17 protein-coding genes and 1 tRNA gene are annotated in these 14,255 nt (G+C 56.8%); 11 read left to right on the top strand and 7 right to left on the bottom strand.

What is annotated here, in order from left to right; translation table 11 throughout:
• Positions 1-98 precede the first annotated feature (98 nt).
• Positions 99-533, top strand: a complete 435-nt coding sequence (locus tag ACEQWH_RS05490; RefSeq protein WP_370228718.1) for an MmcB family DNA repair protein — start codon at positions 99-101, stop codon at positions 531-533.
• Between the two features lie 5 nt (positions 534-538).
• On the opposite strand, the gene ACEQWH_RS05485 is transcribed toward ACEQWH_RS05490, so the two are convergent.
• Together ACEQWH_RS05485 and ACEQWH_RS05480 are read right to left on the bottom strand one after the other, a co-directional pair.
• Positions 539-727, bottom strand: coding sequence for a DUF6324 family protein (locus ACEQWH_RS05485; RefSeq protein WP_370228717.1), 189 nt, complete (start codon positions 725-727; stop codon positions 539-541).
• 10 nt (positions 728-737) lie between these two features.
• Positions 738-1,490, bottom strand: coding sequence for a hypothetical protein (locus tag ACEQWH_RS05480; protein WP_370228716.1), 753 nt, complete (start codon positions 1,488-1,490; stop codon positions 738-740).
• A 403-nt stretch (positions 1,491-1,893) separates the two neighbouring features.
• Between ACEQWH_RS05480 and ACEQWH_RS05475 the strand changes: the two genes are divergently transcribed.
• The 3 genes from ACEQWH_RS05475 (at position 1,894) to ACEQWH_RS05465 (ending at position 2,532) form a co-directional block, all read left to right on the top strand.
• Positions 1,894-2,112 carry a hypothetical protein gene (locus tag ACEQWH_RS05475; protein WP_370228715.1) on the top strand — a complete coding sequence of 73 codons (219 nt, stop codon included), beginning with the start codon at positions 1,894-1,896 and terminating at the stop codon, positions 2,110-2,112.
• 41 nt (positions 2,113-2,153) lie between these two features.
• Positions 2,154-2,399, top strand: a complete 246-nt coding sequence (locus tag ACEQWH_RS05470) for a hypothetical protein (protein WP_370228713.1) — start codon at positions 2,154-2,156, stop codon at positions 2,397-2,399.
• A gap of 56 nt (positions 2,400-2,455) precedes the next feature.
• Positions 2,456-2,532, top strand: a tRNA-His gene (locus tag ACEQWH_RS05465).
• Between the two features lie 138 nt (positions 2,533-2,670).
• Here the strand turns inward: ACEQWH_RS05465 and ACEQWH_RS05460 are convergent.
• Positions 2,671-2,964, bottom strand: coding sequence for a DUF6476 family protein (locus ACEQWH_RS05460; protein ID WP_370228712.1), 294 nt, complete (start codon positions 2,962-2,964; stop codon positions 2,671-2,673).
• On the opposite strand from ACEQWH_RS05460, the gene ACEQWH_RS05455 reads away from it, so the two are divergent.
• Positions 2,963-3,997 (top strand): RluA family pseudouridine synthase, encoded by a 1,035-nt coding sequence (locus ACEQWH_RS05455; RefSeq protein WP_370228710.1) that lies wholly within the window; start codon positions 2,963-2,965, stop codon positions 3,995-3,997. The two genes, ACEQWH_RS05460 and ACEQWH_RS05455, sit on opposite strands and share 2 nt — an antisense overlap.
• Here ACEQWH_RS05455 and ACEQWH_RS05450 read toward each other — a convergent pair.
• The gene (locus tag ACEQWH_RS05450) at positions 3,994-4,632 is read right to left on the bottom strand and encodes an HAD family hydrolase (protein WP_370228709.1); all 639 of its coding nucleotides are present in this window, start codon (positions 4,630-4,632) and stop codon (positions 3,994-3,996) included. The two genes, ACEQWH_RS05455 and ACEQWH_RS05450, sit on opposite strands and share 4 nt — an antisense overlap.
• A gap of 318 nt (positions 4,633-4,950) precedes the next feature.
• Here ACEQWH_RS05450 and rpoH point away from each other — a divergent pair, with 318 nt between their 5' ends.
• From rpoH to ACEQWH_RS05430, 4 genes are all read left to right on the top strand, one after another.
• Positions 4,951-5,847 carry an RNA polymerase sigma factor RpoH gene (rpoH, locus tag ACEQWH_RS05445; protein WP_370228707.1) on the top strand — a complete coding sequence of 299 codons (897 nt, stop codon included), beginning with the start codon at positions 4,951-4,953 and terminating at the stop codon, positions 5,845-5,847.
• A gap of 85 nt (positions 5,848-5,932) precedes the next feature.
• The gene (locus ACEQWH_RS05440; RefSeq protein WP_370228705.1) at positions 5,933-6,226 is read left to right on the top strand and encodes a DUF4389 domain-containing protein; all 294 of its coding nucleotides are present in this window, start codon (positions 5,933-5,935) and stop codon (positions 6,224-6,226) included.
• 62 nt (positions 6,227-6,288) lie between these two features.
• The gene (locus ACEQWH_RS05435) at positions 6,289-7,272 is read left to right on the top strand and encodes a Gfo/Idh/MocA family protein (RefSeq protein WP_370228704.1); all 984 of its coding nucleotides are present in this window, start codon (positions 6,289-6,291) and stop codon (positions 7,270-7,272) included.
• A gap of 59 nt (positions 7,273-7,331) precedes the next feature.
• Entirely contained in the window at positions 7,332-7,601 is a 270-nt protein-coding gene (locus ACEQWH_RS05430) for a DksA/TraR family C4-type zinc finger protein (protein ID WP_370228702.1), read from the top strand.
• A gap of 111 nt (positions 7,602-7,712) precedes the next feature.
• Here ACEQWH_RS05430 and ACEQWH_RS05425 read toward each other — a convergent pair whose 3' ends face one another.
• From ACEQWH_RS05425 to ACEQWH_RS05415, 3 genes are all read right to left on the bottom strand, one after another.
• Positions 7,713-9,533: a M3 family oligoendopeptidase gene (locus ACEQWH_RS05425; protein WP_370228700.1), complete on the bottom strand. Its 1,821-nt coding sequence runs from the start codon at positions 9,531-9,533 to the stop codon at positions 7,713-7,715.
• Between the two features lie 92 nt (positions 9,534-9,625).
• On the bottom strand, positions 9,626-10,564 hold the full coding sequence (locus tag ACEQWH_RS05420) for an alpha/beta fold hydrolase (RefSeq protein WP_370228698.1): 939 nt from the start codon (positions 10,562-10,564) through the stop codon (positions 9,626-9,628).
• Entirely contained in the window at positions 10,564-10,854 is a 291-nt protein-coding gene (locus tag ACEQWH_RS05415; protein ID WP_370228696.1) for an SCP2 sterol-binding domain-containing protein, read from the bottom strand. The genes ACEQWH_RS05420 and ACEQWH_RS05415 overlap by 1 nt, the downstream gene beginning before the upstream one ends.
• 64 nt (positions 10,855-10,918) lie before the next feature.
• Between ACEQWH_RS05415 and ACEQWH_RS05410 the strand changes: the two genes are divergently transcribed.
• Positions 10,919-11,482, top strand: a complete 564-nt coding sequence (locus ACEQWH_RS05410) for a tetratricopeptide repeat protein (RefSeq protein ID WP_370228694.1) — start codon at positions 10,919-10,921, stop codon at positions 11,480-11,482.
• A gap of 15 nt (positions 11,483-11,497) precedes the next feature.
• Positions 11,498-14,251, top strand: a complete 2,754-nt coding sequence (locus ACEQWH_RS05405; protein ID WP_370228693.1) for a helicase-related protein — start codon at positions 11,498-11,500, stop codon at positions 14,249-14,251.
• The last annotated feature ends 4 nt before the right edge of the window (positions 14,252-14,255 follow it).

Below are 14,255 nucleotides of genomic sequence, written 5' to 3'. Positions count from 1 at the left end.
GGCTTACCTAGGGCGTTGGGCAGGGCAGTGCAAGGAGGGTTGATTTTTGTTCACGAATTGTTCACTTTTGTCGCATGGGTATTTTAACGGATTCTGAAATGCAGCCCGGCCAACTTCTGGCACGTGGCGTCTCGCGGCACCTGCGGGCGCTGGGCTTTGTCGGTCTGGAGGAGTTTGTGCCAGAACGCGGCAAGCGTGTCGACGTGCTTGCGCTGGGCCCGAAAGGCGAGATCTGGGTGATTGAGTGCAAATCCAGTCGTGCCGATTTTCAGAGCGACACCAAATGGGAAGGGTATCTGGAATGGTGCGACCGTTACTTTTGGGCGGTGGACACAGAGTTTCCAACCGAGCTGTTGCCCGAAGAAACCGGTTTGTTGATCGCAGATGCCTATGACGCGGAAATCGTACGCATGGCGCCCGAGGTGAAACTGGCCCCCGCGCGCCGAAAGAAAATCATTCAGAAATTTGCAATGGATTCAGCCCGCCGTTTGCAAAGGTACCGCGACCCAAAACTTTCGGCGTTTCCGGAATAGAGGGACTATTTGTCCATTTTACGCGCGGTTTCCGCAGCGGCCCTGATTTCCTCGGCGATTTCGTCGGCCTCGTCTGGGTCAAAATCCATAGGGATCTCAACGCCACCCGCCTCAATAAAGATACGAACGAAACCCTGATCCGTCGGACCAATCTGAAGGTTCGCCTCTACGTCGCGTTCTGTGTTGATGCCCATGTTCTGACCTTTATTCCGGTTCGATTACCAGCCATTCGCCGATGACTTTACGTCCTTCCGACAAAACAAGCGAACGGTCAAGGTCGTGCATGCGTTCAAGATGTTCAATGCCGGCGAATGAAACGGCATCTGCAGTGATGAGGCGGTGTGTGCATCCGGTTGGAATGCGGTCAATCAACGCTTGGCGAAGTTCCTCCGCGCCGTCCATCAACCGGTCGTGCAGCTCGACAATGATTTTGGCGCCTTTCACGGCGTTCAAAACGTCAGAGGTCAGGACATCGAATTCCGCCCCCTCGATATCGCAGAGAATGACAGCATTCGAGAAATCCACGTTTTCTTTGTGCAGTTGATCCAAGAGCGTTTCGTCAGCAATTCCCCTGATGATCGTGGTGTCCGCAACCTCATTGCGCTCTGCGTTAAGCCGCACGGCCTCGCGCCCTTGTTTGGTCATTTCAAAGCAAATGGAGCGCTGGCATAGGTTGCCATATCTGGGACCGAGCGACATGTATCCGTCTGCGGCCCCAAGGTTCACGAGGTCCCCGAATGGAGCAGCGGCCGAAAGCTCTTCGACCACTTGATGTTCATACAATCCGAAAATCTTGAGAGCCAGCGGGCCACGAGAGACGTTGGAATCGCCCTGAAGTTGCAAGCCCCGAAACGGTCCGCGTTGCACAACACCGCTGTAATGGTCGAAAATTTTATTGGCCAACTTTTTGCGTCGGGTCTTTGTAAGCGCCTTAGACAGCGCATTTGTTAGTGTCATTCGAAAGCCCTTTAGTGACCTGAGCCTGAGCCTAGCCTGCCCAGCCAGATAATATCTAGCTTGGATTTCCATTTTCTGAATGTATTCACGCGAAATTCTTGAATGCCGACTTTTTGGCCTCAGGAAGAGGCGTTGGGCTTTGGGGGGCAGTCGCAAACAGCGGTTCAGACGATTCGAATCTGCACCCTAGTCCTTTAGATTTCGCGAATGCAGCGTAATTATCTTACGAATATTTGCATATTTATGGGCTGTAAATTTCAAAATGCACAAAATATAGGCGATACCCTCAATATTTTGTTGACCCAGCGGAAATCCGCCTACGACAATTTGACGCGGTCACACGGAACCTCCGCTGCAAAGCGTGACCATACTTGCTGCCGCGGAATAAAAAGAGGGACTAAAGATGTTTGACAATATGAAGAAGGCGATCGCTTCGATTACCGAAATCTTCATCGCCCTATTGGCGTTGGCGATTGTGGCATCGTTGTTGGTCGGGCCGTCCAACATGGCATTCCTGGGGGATGTCGTTGGAAATATCACGGCACTGGTCTCACAGCTTGGCAACGCAGGACTCGCGGGTCTGATCTCGCTTGGCGTTGTTCTCTGGTTGTTTAAAGCCTGACCTCTCGCTCTCCCAGCAGTTCCGACAAAAGGGCCATTCCCATGAACAGATTTTCAGACCTCATGTCTTCGGTTCAACGCGTGTTTCGCCAGGTAACAGAGACAGGATTCGTCTTTCTGGGCTTTGTGGTGCTGGTCTATTTGTTGTTGGGAGAGCATTCCGGCGATTTCGTGATCTCGGTGATCGCCAATATATCGGTTCTGGTGAATGTCATCACCCCACAGGTCCTGGGGGCGGTGGGACTGGGGCTGGCCCTGATCGTTCTTACAAAAAACCGTTCAGAATGATCTAAATGCCGCTTGACGGTCTTTGCCGAACAGCCTAAGTCAGCCTCCACCAACGTGCCGCCTTAGCTCAGTAGGTTAGAGCGCTTGATTGTGGATCAAGAGGTCCCCCGTTCGAGCCGGGGAGGCGGTACCATTTCTCTCAAAACTATCGGTGTGGTCGGTTGCGGGCTTGGATGCCTCCGGCGGGGATATTTCCTGCAAGAGAAAGTCTGCTGTTTGCTTGTCTGATGAACCTGGGCGAATTAGCGAAGGCCAAGCGGGTTGAAGCCTACTATTCCACGGCGATGGTTTGTTTGAGCTGGCCGGTCACGGCATCAAAGATCAGGATCTGATTGTCTGCGGTGACCACCGCATACCATGTGTCGCCGCGGGTGAATGCGGTTGCTTCGGTGCCGTCGGGCAGGGTGATGCTGTCAGGCATCTCGGGGCCCGAGCTATAGAAACGGGTGACAAGCAGGCCGACCACGACTACAAGCCCGCCAATCATCACCACAGTCAGCACCGTAATCAGCTGGCGCAGAAACCGCAGGTTGGCCGGTTCAACCGGTTCAGGAGTGTCATCCATGTCGTCTGCTCGCGTTGCATTTCAGATCGGGGAAAATCCGCCCGCGCGTCTTGATAAGGCTTTGGCCCGCGATGTGCCAGCAGAAGCTGCGCTGAGCCGCACGCGTCTGGCCAAGTTGCTGGAGCAGGGCGCTGTTCTGGTGAATGGTGTGGTGGTCACGGATCCCAAGGTCAAGATTGCAGAGGGCGCCGAGGTTTCGATCACCGTGCCTGTCGCTGATGAGAGCCACATTGGCCCCGAAGACATCGCGCTGGACGTGATTTTTGAGGATGAGGACCTGATCGTGATCAACAAGCCTGCGGGCATGGTGGTACATCCGGCCCCAGGTACGCCGAGTGGCACGCTGGTGAACGCCTTGCTGCATCACTGCGGTGAGAGTCTTTCTGGTGTGGGTGGCGCGAAACGTCCAGGGATCGTGCATCGCATTGATAAAGAGACGTCTGGCCTTTTGGTGGTCGCGAAATCTGATCGTGCGCACCATGGTCTGGCCAAGCAATTCGAGAAACACACGGTCGAGCGTTACTATCGCGCGGTTGTTTACGGTGTGCCGGATGCCAATGATCCGCGTCTGCGGGGCGTGCGCGGAGTGAATTTTGAATCCGGCAATATCATGAAGATCACGACTCAGCTTGCCCGCCACAAAACCGATCGCCAGAAACAGGCGGTTTTGTTTGAGGGCGGACGTCACGCGGTCACGCGCACACGGATCGTGGAAACCTATGGCGCACCGCATGTGGCGTCGTTGGTGGAATGTTGGCTGGAAACCGGCCGAACCCATCAAATTCGCGTTCACTTGACCCATGCGGGCCACAGTTTGATCGGGGATCCGACCTATGGTGGCAAACGAAAGCTCTCTGAGAAAGCGCTGAGCACGCAAGGCATACAGGCCGCCCGCGCCTTTGAGCGGCAGGCGTTGCATGCTGCGGTTTTGGGGTTTGACCATCCGGTGACAGGCGAGGCGATCCGGTTTGAGGCGCCAATGCCAGAGGATATGGGGCGCCTGATTGCTGCGCTGGGGCGCCCGAAAGCTTAGATCAGCTCCAAGACGCTGGGCCAGTTTTCGACCACGTGGTCGGGCTGTTTTGCCAAGCTCGCCGCATGATCGTGAAACAGCCGATTTGGCTCCGGTGCAAAAAGACAGGTCCGACAGCCCATTGCGCGGCCTGCGTCGATGTCGACATGAGAGTCTCCGATCACCAGCGTTTCTTTGGGTGTTGCCCCAACACGCCGGAGGGTTTCACGAAAGGGGCGCGTGTCGGGTTTGTGCCCAAAGCCGTCATCGCCCGCAATCGTGGAGCCAAAGCGCGTGCCCAGACTATGCGCATCCAAGCCTGTTTCCAAGAGACCCCGCGCGCTGGAACTTACCAGACTGATCGTCAGACCCCGCGCACGACAGGCGTCCAAAACGGTTACCGCATCCTCATACAGCGCCACATTCGGCAGGTTCCGCATTACGAAGCTGCGCACTTCGGCCGCAATACTCGGGAAATCCATATGTGGATAGCGATCTGGCACGGTATCATGGTTGTGAAAAAACTCGCGCACGATGGTTTCGGGGTCAAAATCATAGCCCCGTGTTTCAAAGGCCCGCTGATTGCCCAACAGCCACAGGTCCAGTGTTCTGGCCAGAGTTCCATCCCAATCAAAGAGGACATGCGTAAGTGCCATAGGCCTGTGATTCCCTTGATATTCCCTTAATGTTCACGTATAGTTCTTTTTAAGTTCACGCAACCCACGGGTTTTCGGACCTGCCAACCCATGTAAAAATGCGCAAGCTATATGCGGGAATGCATGGAAGTTTCGCTTTTCATATGCCTGGGTAAATGACACAAATTGCACGTCTGTGTGAGCACACCGGCCCGTGACTTTCAGTTTAGCCAGCGGTGCGTTCATACTCTCTAAAGAATTTCAATCTAACCCGCTTGAAACGCGATACAGCCGTTCCTATCTGGATGTTAAGCGTTTAAACATTATGGGGGACAGGACATGAGCAACTACGCAAACTTGCCAGCGCCGACACCGGAAGGTGGTCTCAATCGGTATATGCAAGAGATCCGGAAATTCCCGCTCTTGGAGCCGGAAGAAGAATACATGCTGGCCAAAGCCTGGGTCGAAAAAGAAGACACCAAGGCGGCCCATAAGATGGTGACAAGCCATCTGCGTCTGGCTGCTAAAATTGCCATGGGCTATCGCGGCTATGGGTTGCCTCAGGCCGAAGTAATTTCCGAAGCCAACGTGGGCCTGATGCAGGCTGTGAAACGGTTTGACCCGGAAAAAGGGTTCCGTTTGGCGACCTATGCCATGTGGTGGATTCGCGCCAGCATTCAGGAATATATCCTGCGGTCCTGGTCTTTGGTGAAACTGGGCACGACGAGCGCTCAGAAGAAGCTGTTCTTCAACCTGCGCAAGGCGAAAGCCCGTATCGGTGCCTTGGAAGAGGGCGACCTGCTTCCGGAAAACGTCGCTCAGATCGCGCATGATCTGGGGGTCACCGAAGACGAAGTCATCTCGATGAACCGGCGCCTGTCCGGTGGCGATGCCTCGCTGAACGCGACCGTTGGGTCCGAGGGCGAAGGCACCATGCAGTGGCAGGACTGGCTGGAAGACGAGGACGCCGATCAGGCTGCTGACTATGAGGCCAAAGACGAGCTTGAAGCCCGTCGCGAGCTTTTGGCTGAAGCCATGGATGTGCTGAACGATCGCGAGAAGGACATTCTAATCCAGCGTCGCCTTCAGGATCAGGCCGTCACGCTTGAAGACCTGAGCGGGCAATACGACGTAAGCCGCGAACGCATTCGTCAGATCGAAGTTCGCGCCTTTGAAAAGCTTCAGCTGCGTATGCGCGAATTGGCGCAAAGCAAAGGCATGCTGACCGTCGCGTAAGCGCATTTTCATTGAAGCTGAATACCCCGAGCCAGAGACCATCTGGCTCGGTACGAGATCTGTTTTTTTGACATCGGGGGATGCCATGACTGACACAAGCCACCATACTTATTCTGACACGCAGAAACCTAAAAGCGGCGCCTGGAAACGCGGGTTGCACATGCTGGTGTTTCTGATCCTATTTGGGGTCGCGGAGACACTGCTGGCGCTTGCGACGGTGCTTCAGTTTGGCTGGTATCTGTTTGCCGGGCGTCGCAATGAATTGATTGCCGACGTCGGGCGGGATCTAAGCGAATGGACGAAAGATGTGGTCGCGTTTCAAACCGGCAATACCGACGTGAAACCCTTTCCTTGGGATAAGGCAAGTCAACGCGACTAAGCCTTTACCTCTGCCCCTGTCCATGTAGTGTGTTTGCGCCAACATAGACCTAAGGGGCAGAGATGACACCTGTAAGATGGGGCGTGCTGGGCGCGTCGAAATTCGCGCTGAACTATATGGCGCCAGCGATCCACGCGGCCGACAACGCGGTATTCGCGGCGTTGGCCACCTCGTCAATGGAAAAGGCGGCCCCGTTTCAGACCTGGTGCCCTGATCTGAAGGTGCATCTGTCCTACGATGACCTTCTGAATGATCCCGACATCGATGCGGTCTATATTCCGCTGCCCAACCACATGCATGTGGAATGGACTCTGAAGGCCCTGAAAGCGGGCAAACATGTGCTGTGTGAAAAGCCGATTGCACTGAAAGAGGCCGAGTTCGATCACCTGATCGCGGCGCGTGATGCCACTGGGCTGTTGGCGGCCGAGGCCTATATGATCGTGCACCACCCGCAATGGCTTTTGGCACGTGATCTGGTTCAGGACGGCGCCATTGGCAAGTTGACCCATGTCAGCGGTAAGTTCTCTTTTGACAATCGGGCCGACACCGGCAACATCCGCAACCGCCCTGAAACAGGCGGTGGCGGGCTGCGCGACATCGGGGTGTATGTCTTTGGCGCGACACGATTTGTAACCGGACTTGAGGCCACTGATATCTCGGCGCGGCTGCGGTTTGAAAACGGTGTGGATGTGATCGCCGATGTGCAGGGCCGCTTTGGTGATGCGCTGTACTCGGCATATGTCAGCACGCGGATGCATCCCTATCAGGACATGTCGTTTCACGGCGAAAAAGGCTTTATCCGCCTGACCGCCCCTTTCAATGCCCGGGTGTTTGGCGAGGCGCGTGTCGAAGTCCATGCCGTGGGCCATACCGGAGGCGGCATGGTGACAACCCATCGCTTCCCTGCGGATGATCACTATAAACTCCAGGTTCAGGCCTTCGGTCACGCGCTGCGCACAGGCGAAGCTTATCCCGTCCCGCTGGAATTCTCGCGCGGCACGCAGGCGATGATTGATCAGGTTTTTGCTGTGGGAACAGAGATTTAAGCAATCTTGCGCAAACGCGCCTGCCTGCAATAGGATCTGATGTGAAAGCGGAGGTGTCGATGGCTGGCGGATGGGCGCGCGATGGCGCAGTGAGCGAACAGATCGAGGCGTCAATATCTGACGAACTGGCGCGCATGAAAGCGCGCCAAGCGCCGGTGGGGGACAGCCTGACCCATTGTGCTGAATGTGAAGAAGAGATCCCTGAAAAACGGCGGGTCGCTTTGCCTGGCGTAAAACTGTGCATTGAGTGCCAGCAAGACCGGGATCAGTCGTTTCAAGCGCGGGGTGGCATCAATCGACGCGGCTCTAAAGACAGTCAGTTGAAATAGGGGCGTCGCCCCTCAGCCCGTGCGGGCTTCACCCCAGGATATTTGGGGCAAGAGAAAGGCTTTTCATCTTGTCCCAAATACTCTCGCCAAAGGCATCGCGCGCAGGCGCGATTAGTCTTCCATGGCCTCAAGCTCGTCGATCATGTCGGAAATCATGCTTAGGCCCTTGTCCCAGAATTTCGGATCTGATGCGTCCAGACCGAAGGGGGCAAGCAGCTCTTTATGGTGTTTTGAGCCACCGGCTTTGAGCATGTCGAAGTACTTCTCTTCAAAGCCTTCGTCGCCTTCTGCATAGACCGCATAGAGCGCATTCACGAGGCCGTCGCCAAAGGCATAAGCATAGACATAGAAAGGCGAATGCACGAAATGCGGGATATAGGCCCAGAAGGTTTCATAACCCTCCATGAACTCGAAGGCTGGCCCAAGCGACTCGGCCTGCACGGACATCCAGAGCGCATTGATGTCTTCTGGCGTCAATTCGCTGTCGCGGCGCGCGGCGTGGAGTTTGCATTCAAAGTCATAAAACGCGATCTGGCGGACAACCGTGTTGATCATGTCTTCGACTTTGCCTGCCAGAAGCACTTTGCGCTGTTCTTGCGTTTCCGCAGCATCCAGCATTTTACGGAAAGTTAGCATTTCGCCAAAGACCGAGGCAGTTTCAGCCAGCGTCAATGGCGTTGAAGAGAGCATTTCGCCCTGATCGGCTGCCAGAACCTGATGCACGCCATGGCCAAGTTCATGCGCCAAGGTCATGACGTCACGCGGTTTGCCCAGATAGTTCAGCATCACATAGGGGTGCACGTTCGTGACCGTTGGATGCGCAAACGCACCCGGAGCTTTGCCGGGCTTGACACCTGCGTCGATCCAGCCGTCTGTGAAGAATGGTTCTGCCAGCTCTGCCATGCGGGGATCAAAGGCTGCATAGGCGTCAGAGACGGTCTTGCGCGCTTCGTCCCAGTCAACGATGCGCGGATCATCCATGGGCAGGGGCGCGTTGCGGTCCCAGACCTGCATTGTGTCGAGCCCCAGCCATTTGCGCTTCAATTCATAGTAACGGTGGCTGAGTTTTGGATAGGCCGCGACCACTGCGTTGCGCAGGGCCTCGACGACTTCGGGTTCCACGTGGTTTGACAGATGCCGACCGGTTTGCGCGGTTGGCATGCTGCGCCAGCGGTCCATGACCTCTTTTTCTTTGGCCTGTGTGTTGTGAACGCGGGCAAAGGTTTTGATGTTCGCGCCCAGCACCCGTGCAACTTCGCGCGCCGCGGCCTCGCGTTTGGAGCGTTCTGGGTCCGTCAGGAAGTTCAGAGTGGCTTCGATGTTGAGGGTCTCGCCCTCCATGTTGAATTCCAGTCCCGCAATGGTTTCGTCAAACAAGCGTTCCCATGCGTCGCCAACGACCCCCATGTCGTGCAGGAATTTCTCCATCTCATCAGACAGTTGGTGCGATTTCAGCGCGCGGATGCGATCCAGGACAGGCTTATAGCGTGCCAGATCTGCGTTTTGGGCCATGAGGCCGTCCAGATGGTCGTCCTCAAGCCGGTTCAGTTCCAGTGTGAAGAACACCAGCGGCGTCGAGAAATGCGTCAGCTGTTCCTGACAGTTGGCCATGAACTGAGCGCGTTCGGCGTCGATGGTCATCTGATAATACCGCAGCCCTGCATAGGACATGATGCGGCCAGACACCTGGCTGATCTTTTCGTTGCGATGAATGCAGGTCAGCATGTCTTCGGCACTCAGCGTGTTCAGCTTGCCTTCGTAGTCCGCGGCAAAGGCGCTGCATTCCTGCTCAAGGAACGCCAGATCTGCCTCAAGTTCGGGCGCGTCGGGTGCTGTGTACAGATCGCTAAGATCCCATTCCGGCAAATCGCCGAGGTTCTCGCTGCCAGAGCTGGCATTTGCGTCGCGCAACGGGAAGGGCAGTGTGAACATGAGGGCCTCGTCTGTGAACTGTGTTACGTGACAGATAGGCAGAGCGGGCAGGTGGGTGCAAGGGGCGCAAGCGGGAATTGCGCCTCGCTGACTTAGACGTGTTGACCAAAGAGGGCTGCCATGCCGGCAATTGCCGGTCCACGCATGGCGGCGCTGTCCATCAGGACTTCGTGCTGTCCCTTGTCGATCATCATGAGGGTGCCATTGGGCCAGCGGTCCATGCGGTCTGTGACGCCAAGCGGGTTCACGATGTCTTCGTCCGTGCCCAGAATGGTGAAACAGGGAATGTCGGGCGAGGGGGCTTTCTTGAGGCGCGCGCATTCTTTCAGAGCCTCGTATGCCCAGCGGTATGTGAAGCCTGCAATCATCAACTCTGGGTTGGCGCGGGCCTGTTCTTGCATGCGGACATACATGGCGCGGTCCGTGGTTAGCAGGTTTTCTTCAAAGGGGTCTTCCAGCACATAGATCTTGTCGCTGGCGCCCGGTGCAAAAAGATGCCCCTGGCCCACGGCTGACACGGCGCAACCCAGCCATTTGCCGAAGGTGCGCACCAAAGGCGTCGATCCAAGCCCCCACATGGGCCCGGAAAACGCGGCGGCCTTGACGGGCAGCCCCATGAGCAGGGCGCGCAGCCCGATACAGCCGCCCATGGAATGACCCAACAGATACCACGGCTTGGGCAGATCCAGTTCGACCGCAATCTCACGCGCTGCAGCCAGATCTTTCTGATAGTCAGCAAAGTCGGCGATATAGCCCGCAAGCGGGTTGTTGACCAACCGGTCGGCAAGGCCCTGACCGCGCCAGTCAATTGCGAACATGCCATAGCCATGTTCGGCAAAGTCGCCGGCGGTCACGGCGTATTTTTCGATATATTCCGACCGGCCGGGGAACATCAAAATCGTTCCCTTGCTGTCTGGGACCGCCCAGTGGGCGACCCGAATGTTGATGCCGTCCGCAGCTTTGCCCCAATAGGCCTGTGCGACAGGCTCGTTGGGGATCGATGCGTGGTAAGGTGCGGACGCCAAAGCCATCAGCTCAGGACCGACCCGAGTTTCATGGCCATACCCATGTCGCCGTCAACGGACAGGCGGCCTCCCATGAAGGCTGCGGTTGGGTTGAGTTCGCCTTCGAGAATTTCCTGAAATGTCTCTGCATCGGCGGTCAGGGTCACGTCTGTTTCGCTGTCGTCAGCGCGCACGCCGTCGCCGTCGATGACGATAGAGCCTTCGCCCTCGATCTCGAATTTTGCAGAGCCGTCGAACGCGTCGCCGCCCAGTTTTTCAGTCAGGGCCTCGACGGCCTTGGATACGATGTCGCTCATTGTCCGACCTTTCTTAGAAGTGATATACTGAAGGCTGGTAAATCCTTCGGTTCAGGTTACATTTATGACCGTTATGGTTCGCTTACCACATATTGTTAAACTTGCCGTCGCGGCAGGTGTTTTGCTGCCACTTTCTGGTGTGGCCTTTGCTCAGGATCGCCTGGACGATCTGATGCAGGACCTGCGTGGTGCGGACGCCGTTCAAGCGCAACGTATTTCGGGCGAGATCGAATTGCTATGGCGGCAATCTGGGTCCGCGTCTGCTGATTTATTGCTCAAACGGGGGCTGGATGCGTTGGAACGCGGAGAGTTGGACGCCGCCGTGGATCACCTGTCGGCTCTGACAGATCATGCGCCCGAGTTTGCCGAGGGCTGGGTCAGTCGCGCTGGCGCCTTTGTGCGCATGGGCTATTATGGCATGGCGATCTCTGACCTAGAGCACGCTTTGGCCCTAAACCCGCAGCACTATGAGGCGATCTATGGCCTTGGCGTGGTGCTGGAAACGATCGGGCGTCCAGCTGATGCCTTTGAGGCGATGCAATTATTGCAGACTATACATCCGCACTATCCCGACCTATCTGAGACTCTCGCGCGACTCGAGCCGCTGGCTCTGGGTCAGACCCTCTAATTCAAAGGCAATACAATGGCGCAGCAGGGGCGGGTGACCGCGGTCTTGGGACCGACCAACACGGGCAAAACCCATTTGGCCATCGAGCGCATGCTGGGCCACCGCACTGGAGTCATCGGTTTACCTCTGCGGCTGTTGGCCCGCGAAGTCTACGACAAGATTGTAGCGGCGCGTGGTCCGTCCGTTGTGGCCTTGGTGACCGGCGAAGAACGTATTCTGCCACCGCGTGCGCAGTATTGGGTCTGTACCGTCGAAGCGATGCCTGAGGGCATGGGATGTGATTTTCTGGCGGTCGATGAAATCCAGCTTTGCACAGATCCCGAGCGCGGCCATGTGTTCACAGACCGTTTGCTGCGGGCGCGGGGCCTGCATGAAACCATGTTTCTCGGCTCGGATTCGATGCGCGGTGTCATTGCCGATCTGATCCCCGAGGCGCAGTTCATCCGACGCGAGCGGATGTCGACCCTGAGTTACTCTGGCAGCCGCAAGATCTCGCGTATGCAGCCGCGCTCGGCGATCGTCAGCTTTTCCGTCGATAATCTCTATGCCATCGCAGAGCTGATGAAGCGGCAAAAAGGCGGGGCGGCGGTGGTGATGGGCGCGCTCAGCCCGCGCACGCGCAATGCGCAGGTTGCGCTTTATCAGAATGGCGATGTGGATTTTCTGGTGGCGACCGATGCGATCGGCATGGGTCTGAACCTTGATATCGATCACGTCGCCTTTGCCGGAACGAACAAGTTTGACGGCCGCCGAATGCGGGATCTGATGCCCAACGAGCTGGCACAGATCGCGGGCCGGGCCGGACGCGGCATGAGCCACGGCACCTTTGGTGTGACCGGCGAAGCGCGACCCTTGGACCAGCCAGTGGCCGAAGCCATCATGGAGCATCGGTTCGCACCAGTTCGCAAACTGGTGTGGCGTAATTCGGATCTGCGGTTTGGCCATGTGGATGCGCTGATCGACAGTCTTGAGCAACCAACCAGCGACGAAAGACTGGTCAAGGCGCGCGAGGCCGATGACCTGTTGGCGCTGAAGTCCTTGACCCGCGAGGCCGAGGTGCGCGCGCGCGCAAGCGACGCGAAATCCGTGCGGCTTTTGTGGGATGTTTGCCGCGTGCCGGATTTCCGCGGCATCAGCCACAATGAACACGCCAGCCTGCTTGAAGCCATCTTCACCCATCTGCACGAGCGTGGATCGATCCCGAACGACTGGTTCTTACGTCAGGTCAAGCGAATCGACCGGACCGATGGAAACATCGACACCTTGTCCAAAAGAGTTGCATTTATACGTACATGGACCTACGTCGCGCAGCGAAATGGTTGGATTGACGATGAAAATTATTGGCGGGACGAGACTCGCGCTGTAGAAGATCGCCTGTCAGACGCATTACACGCAAGATTGACTGAAAAATTTGTGGACCGCCGAACCTCGGTTCTGCTCCGGCGGCTCAAACAGAAGGAGGCCCTTTTGGCCGAAGTAAATGAAAATGGAGATGTGACCGTCGAGGGGGAATTCGTCGGTCGTCTCGAAGGATTTAGATTTCAAGCTGACAAGTCAGCTGAGGGCGCCGAAGCCAAGACACTGCGTCAGGCGAGTCTCGCTGCACTTGCGCCGCAATTTCATCTGCGGGCGGATCGGTTTTATAATGCACCGGACACAGAAATAGATTTCACCGAACAGGGTGGTCTGATGTGGGGCGAATACGCGGTCGGCAAACTGGTTGCCGGACCCGAACCCCTGAAACCCTCTGTTGACGTTTTTGTCGATGACGAAGCCGGGCCGGATGTTGCGCAGAAAGTGCAACGGCGGCTGCAGCACTTCATCGACCGCAAAATCGCTGCTTTGTTTGAGCCGCTGCTCAATCTGTCGCGTGACGAAGAGCTGTCGGGGCTGGCACGCGGATTTGCTTTCCAGATGGCCGAAGCGCTGGGTGTGATCCCACGCGGGGACGTGGCCGAAGACGTGAAAGCCCTGGATCAAGATGCCCGTGGCGCGCTGCGCAAGCACGGCATCCGGTTTGGCCAGTTTACAATCTTTATGCCGCTGATGCTCAAGCCTGCGCCAACCCGGTTGCGCTTGGTGCTGTGGTCCTTGTCAAAAGGTCTGAGCGAATTCCCGGAAGCGCCGCCTCCGGGTCTGGTGACTGTGCCAGCAGGCGAAGGCGCACCGCAGGGCTATCACGCGATGGCCGGTTATCGTGCCGCTGGCGAACGCGCCATTCGGATCGATATGCTGGAACGCCTGGCAGATATGCTGCGTACCGAAGACAGCCGTGGTGGGTTTGAAGCCAACCCTGACATGTTGTCGATCACAGGTATGACGCTGGATCAGTTTGCGGATCTGATGAAAGGTCTGGGCTATAACGCCGAGCGTGGCGAGCGGCCAAAGGTGAAGCCTGAGGCGACTGACGAAACACCAGCAGAGGGCGCACCGGCGGCTGAGGCTGCTGAACCCGCGGCCGAGGCTGATACTGCGTCTGAGGTCGAAGCGACGGAAGAGGCGCCTGCAGCCGAAGTCGAAGTCTTTTATTCTTTCACTTGGGGTGGCCGTGGCGCGCGTCAGACCAACCGTGGCGGACAAAACCAGAAACCACGGCGCGATGGTGGTGCCCCAAAAGGCCGTCGTCAGGGCAAACCTGGTGGCAAACCGGGCGGCAAACCGCGTCAAGACAAAGCCAAAAGCTTTCAGTCGCGTCCGCCTAAGAAAGAAAAAGCCATCGACCCGGATAACCCATTCGCGGCCCTCATGGCGCTTAAAGAGAAAAGCTAACCTG

Origin of the sequence: Cognatishimia sp. (assembly GCF_964229375.1) — a bacterium.
GTDB lineage: Bacteria > Pseudomonadota > Alphaproteobacteria > Rhodobacterales > Rhodobacteraceae > Cognatishimia.
The sequence above is the reverse complement of the archived record's forward strand: the minus strand, read 5'-3'. Positions and strand labels throughout refer to the sequence as shown.

Excerpts from the sequence above, each read along its gene's own strand:
- ACEQWH_RS05490 (WP_370228718.1), top strand. The coding sequence starts at position 99 with ATGCAGCCCGGCCAACTTCTGGCACGTGGCGTCTCGCGGCACCTGCGG.
- ACEQWH_RS05485 (WP_370228717.1), bottom strand. The coding sequence starts at position 727 with ATGGGCATCAACACAGAACGCGACGTAGAGGCGAACCTTCAGATTGGT.
- ACEQWH_RS05480 (WP_370228716.1), bottom strand. The coding sequence starts at position 1,490 with ATGACACTAACAAATGCGCTGTCTAAGGCGCTTACAAAGACCCGACGC.
- ACEQWH_RS05475 (WP_370228715.1), top strand. The coding sequence starts at position 1,894 with ATGTTTGACAATATGAAGAAGGCGATCGCTTCGATTACCGAAATCTTC.
- ACEQWH_RS05470 (WP_370228713.1), top strand. The coding sequence starts at position 2,154 with ATGAACAGATTTTCAGACCTCATGTCTTCGGTTCAACGCGTGTTTCGC.
- ACEQWH_RS05455 (WP_370228710.1), top strand. The coding sequence starts at position 2,963 with ATGTCGTCTGCTCGCGTTGCATTTCAGATCGGGGAAAATCCGCCCGCG.
- ACEQWH_RS05460 (WP_370228712.1), bottom strand. The coding sequence starts at position 2,964 with ATGGATGACACTCCTGAACCGGTTGAACCGGCCAACCTGCGGTTTCTG.
- ACEQWH_RS05450 (WP_370228709.1), bottom strand. The coding sequence starts at position 4,632 with ATGGCACTTACGCATGTCCTCTTTGATTGGGATGGAACTCTGGCCAGA.
- rpoH (WP_370228707.1), top strand. The coding sequence starts at position 4,951 with ATGAGCAACTACGCAAACTTGCCAGCGCCGACACCGGAAGGTGGTCTC.
- ACEQWH_RS05440 (WP_370228705.1), top strand. The coding sequence starts at position 5,933 with ATGACTGACACAAGCCACCATACTTATTCTGACACGCAGAAACCTAAA.
- ACEQWH_RS05435 (WP_370228704.1), top strand. The coding sequence starts at position 6,289 with ATGACACCTGTAAGATGGGGCGTGCTGGGCGCGTCGAAATTCGCGCTG.
- ACEQWH_RS05430 (WP_370228702.1), top strand. The coding sequence starts at position 7,332 with ATGGCTGGCGGATGGGCGCGCGATGGCGCAGTGAGCGAACAGATCGAG.
- ACEQWH_RS05425 (WP_370228700.1), bottom strand. The coding sequence starts at position 9,533 with ATGTTCACACTGCCCTTCCCGTTGCGCGACGCAAATGCCAGCTCTGGC.
- ACEQWH_RS05420 (WP_370228698.1), bottom strand. The coding sequence starts at position 10,564 with ATGGCTTTGGCGTCCGCACCTTACCACGCATCGATCCCCAACGAGCCT.
- ACEQWH_RS05415 (WP_370228696.1), bottom strand. The coding sequence starts at position 10,854 with ATGAGCGACATCGTATCCAAGGCCGTCGAGGCCCTGACTGAAAAACTG.
- ACEQWH_RS05410 (WP_370228694.1), top strand. The coding sequence starts at position 10,919 with ATGACCGTTATGGTTCGCTTACCACATATTGTTAAACTTGCCGTCGCG.
- ACEQWH_RS05405 (WP_370228693.1), top strand. The coding sequence starts at position 11,498 with ATGGCGCAGCAGGGGCGGGTGACCGCGGTCTTGGGACCGACCAACACG.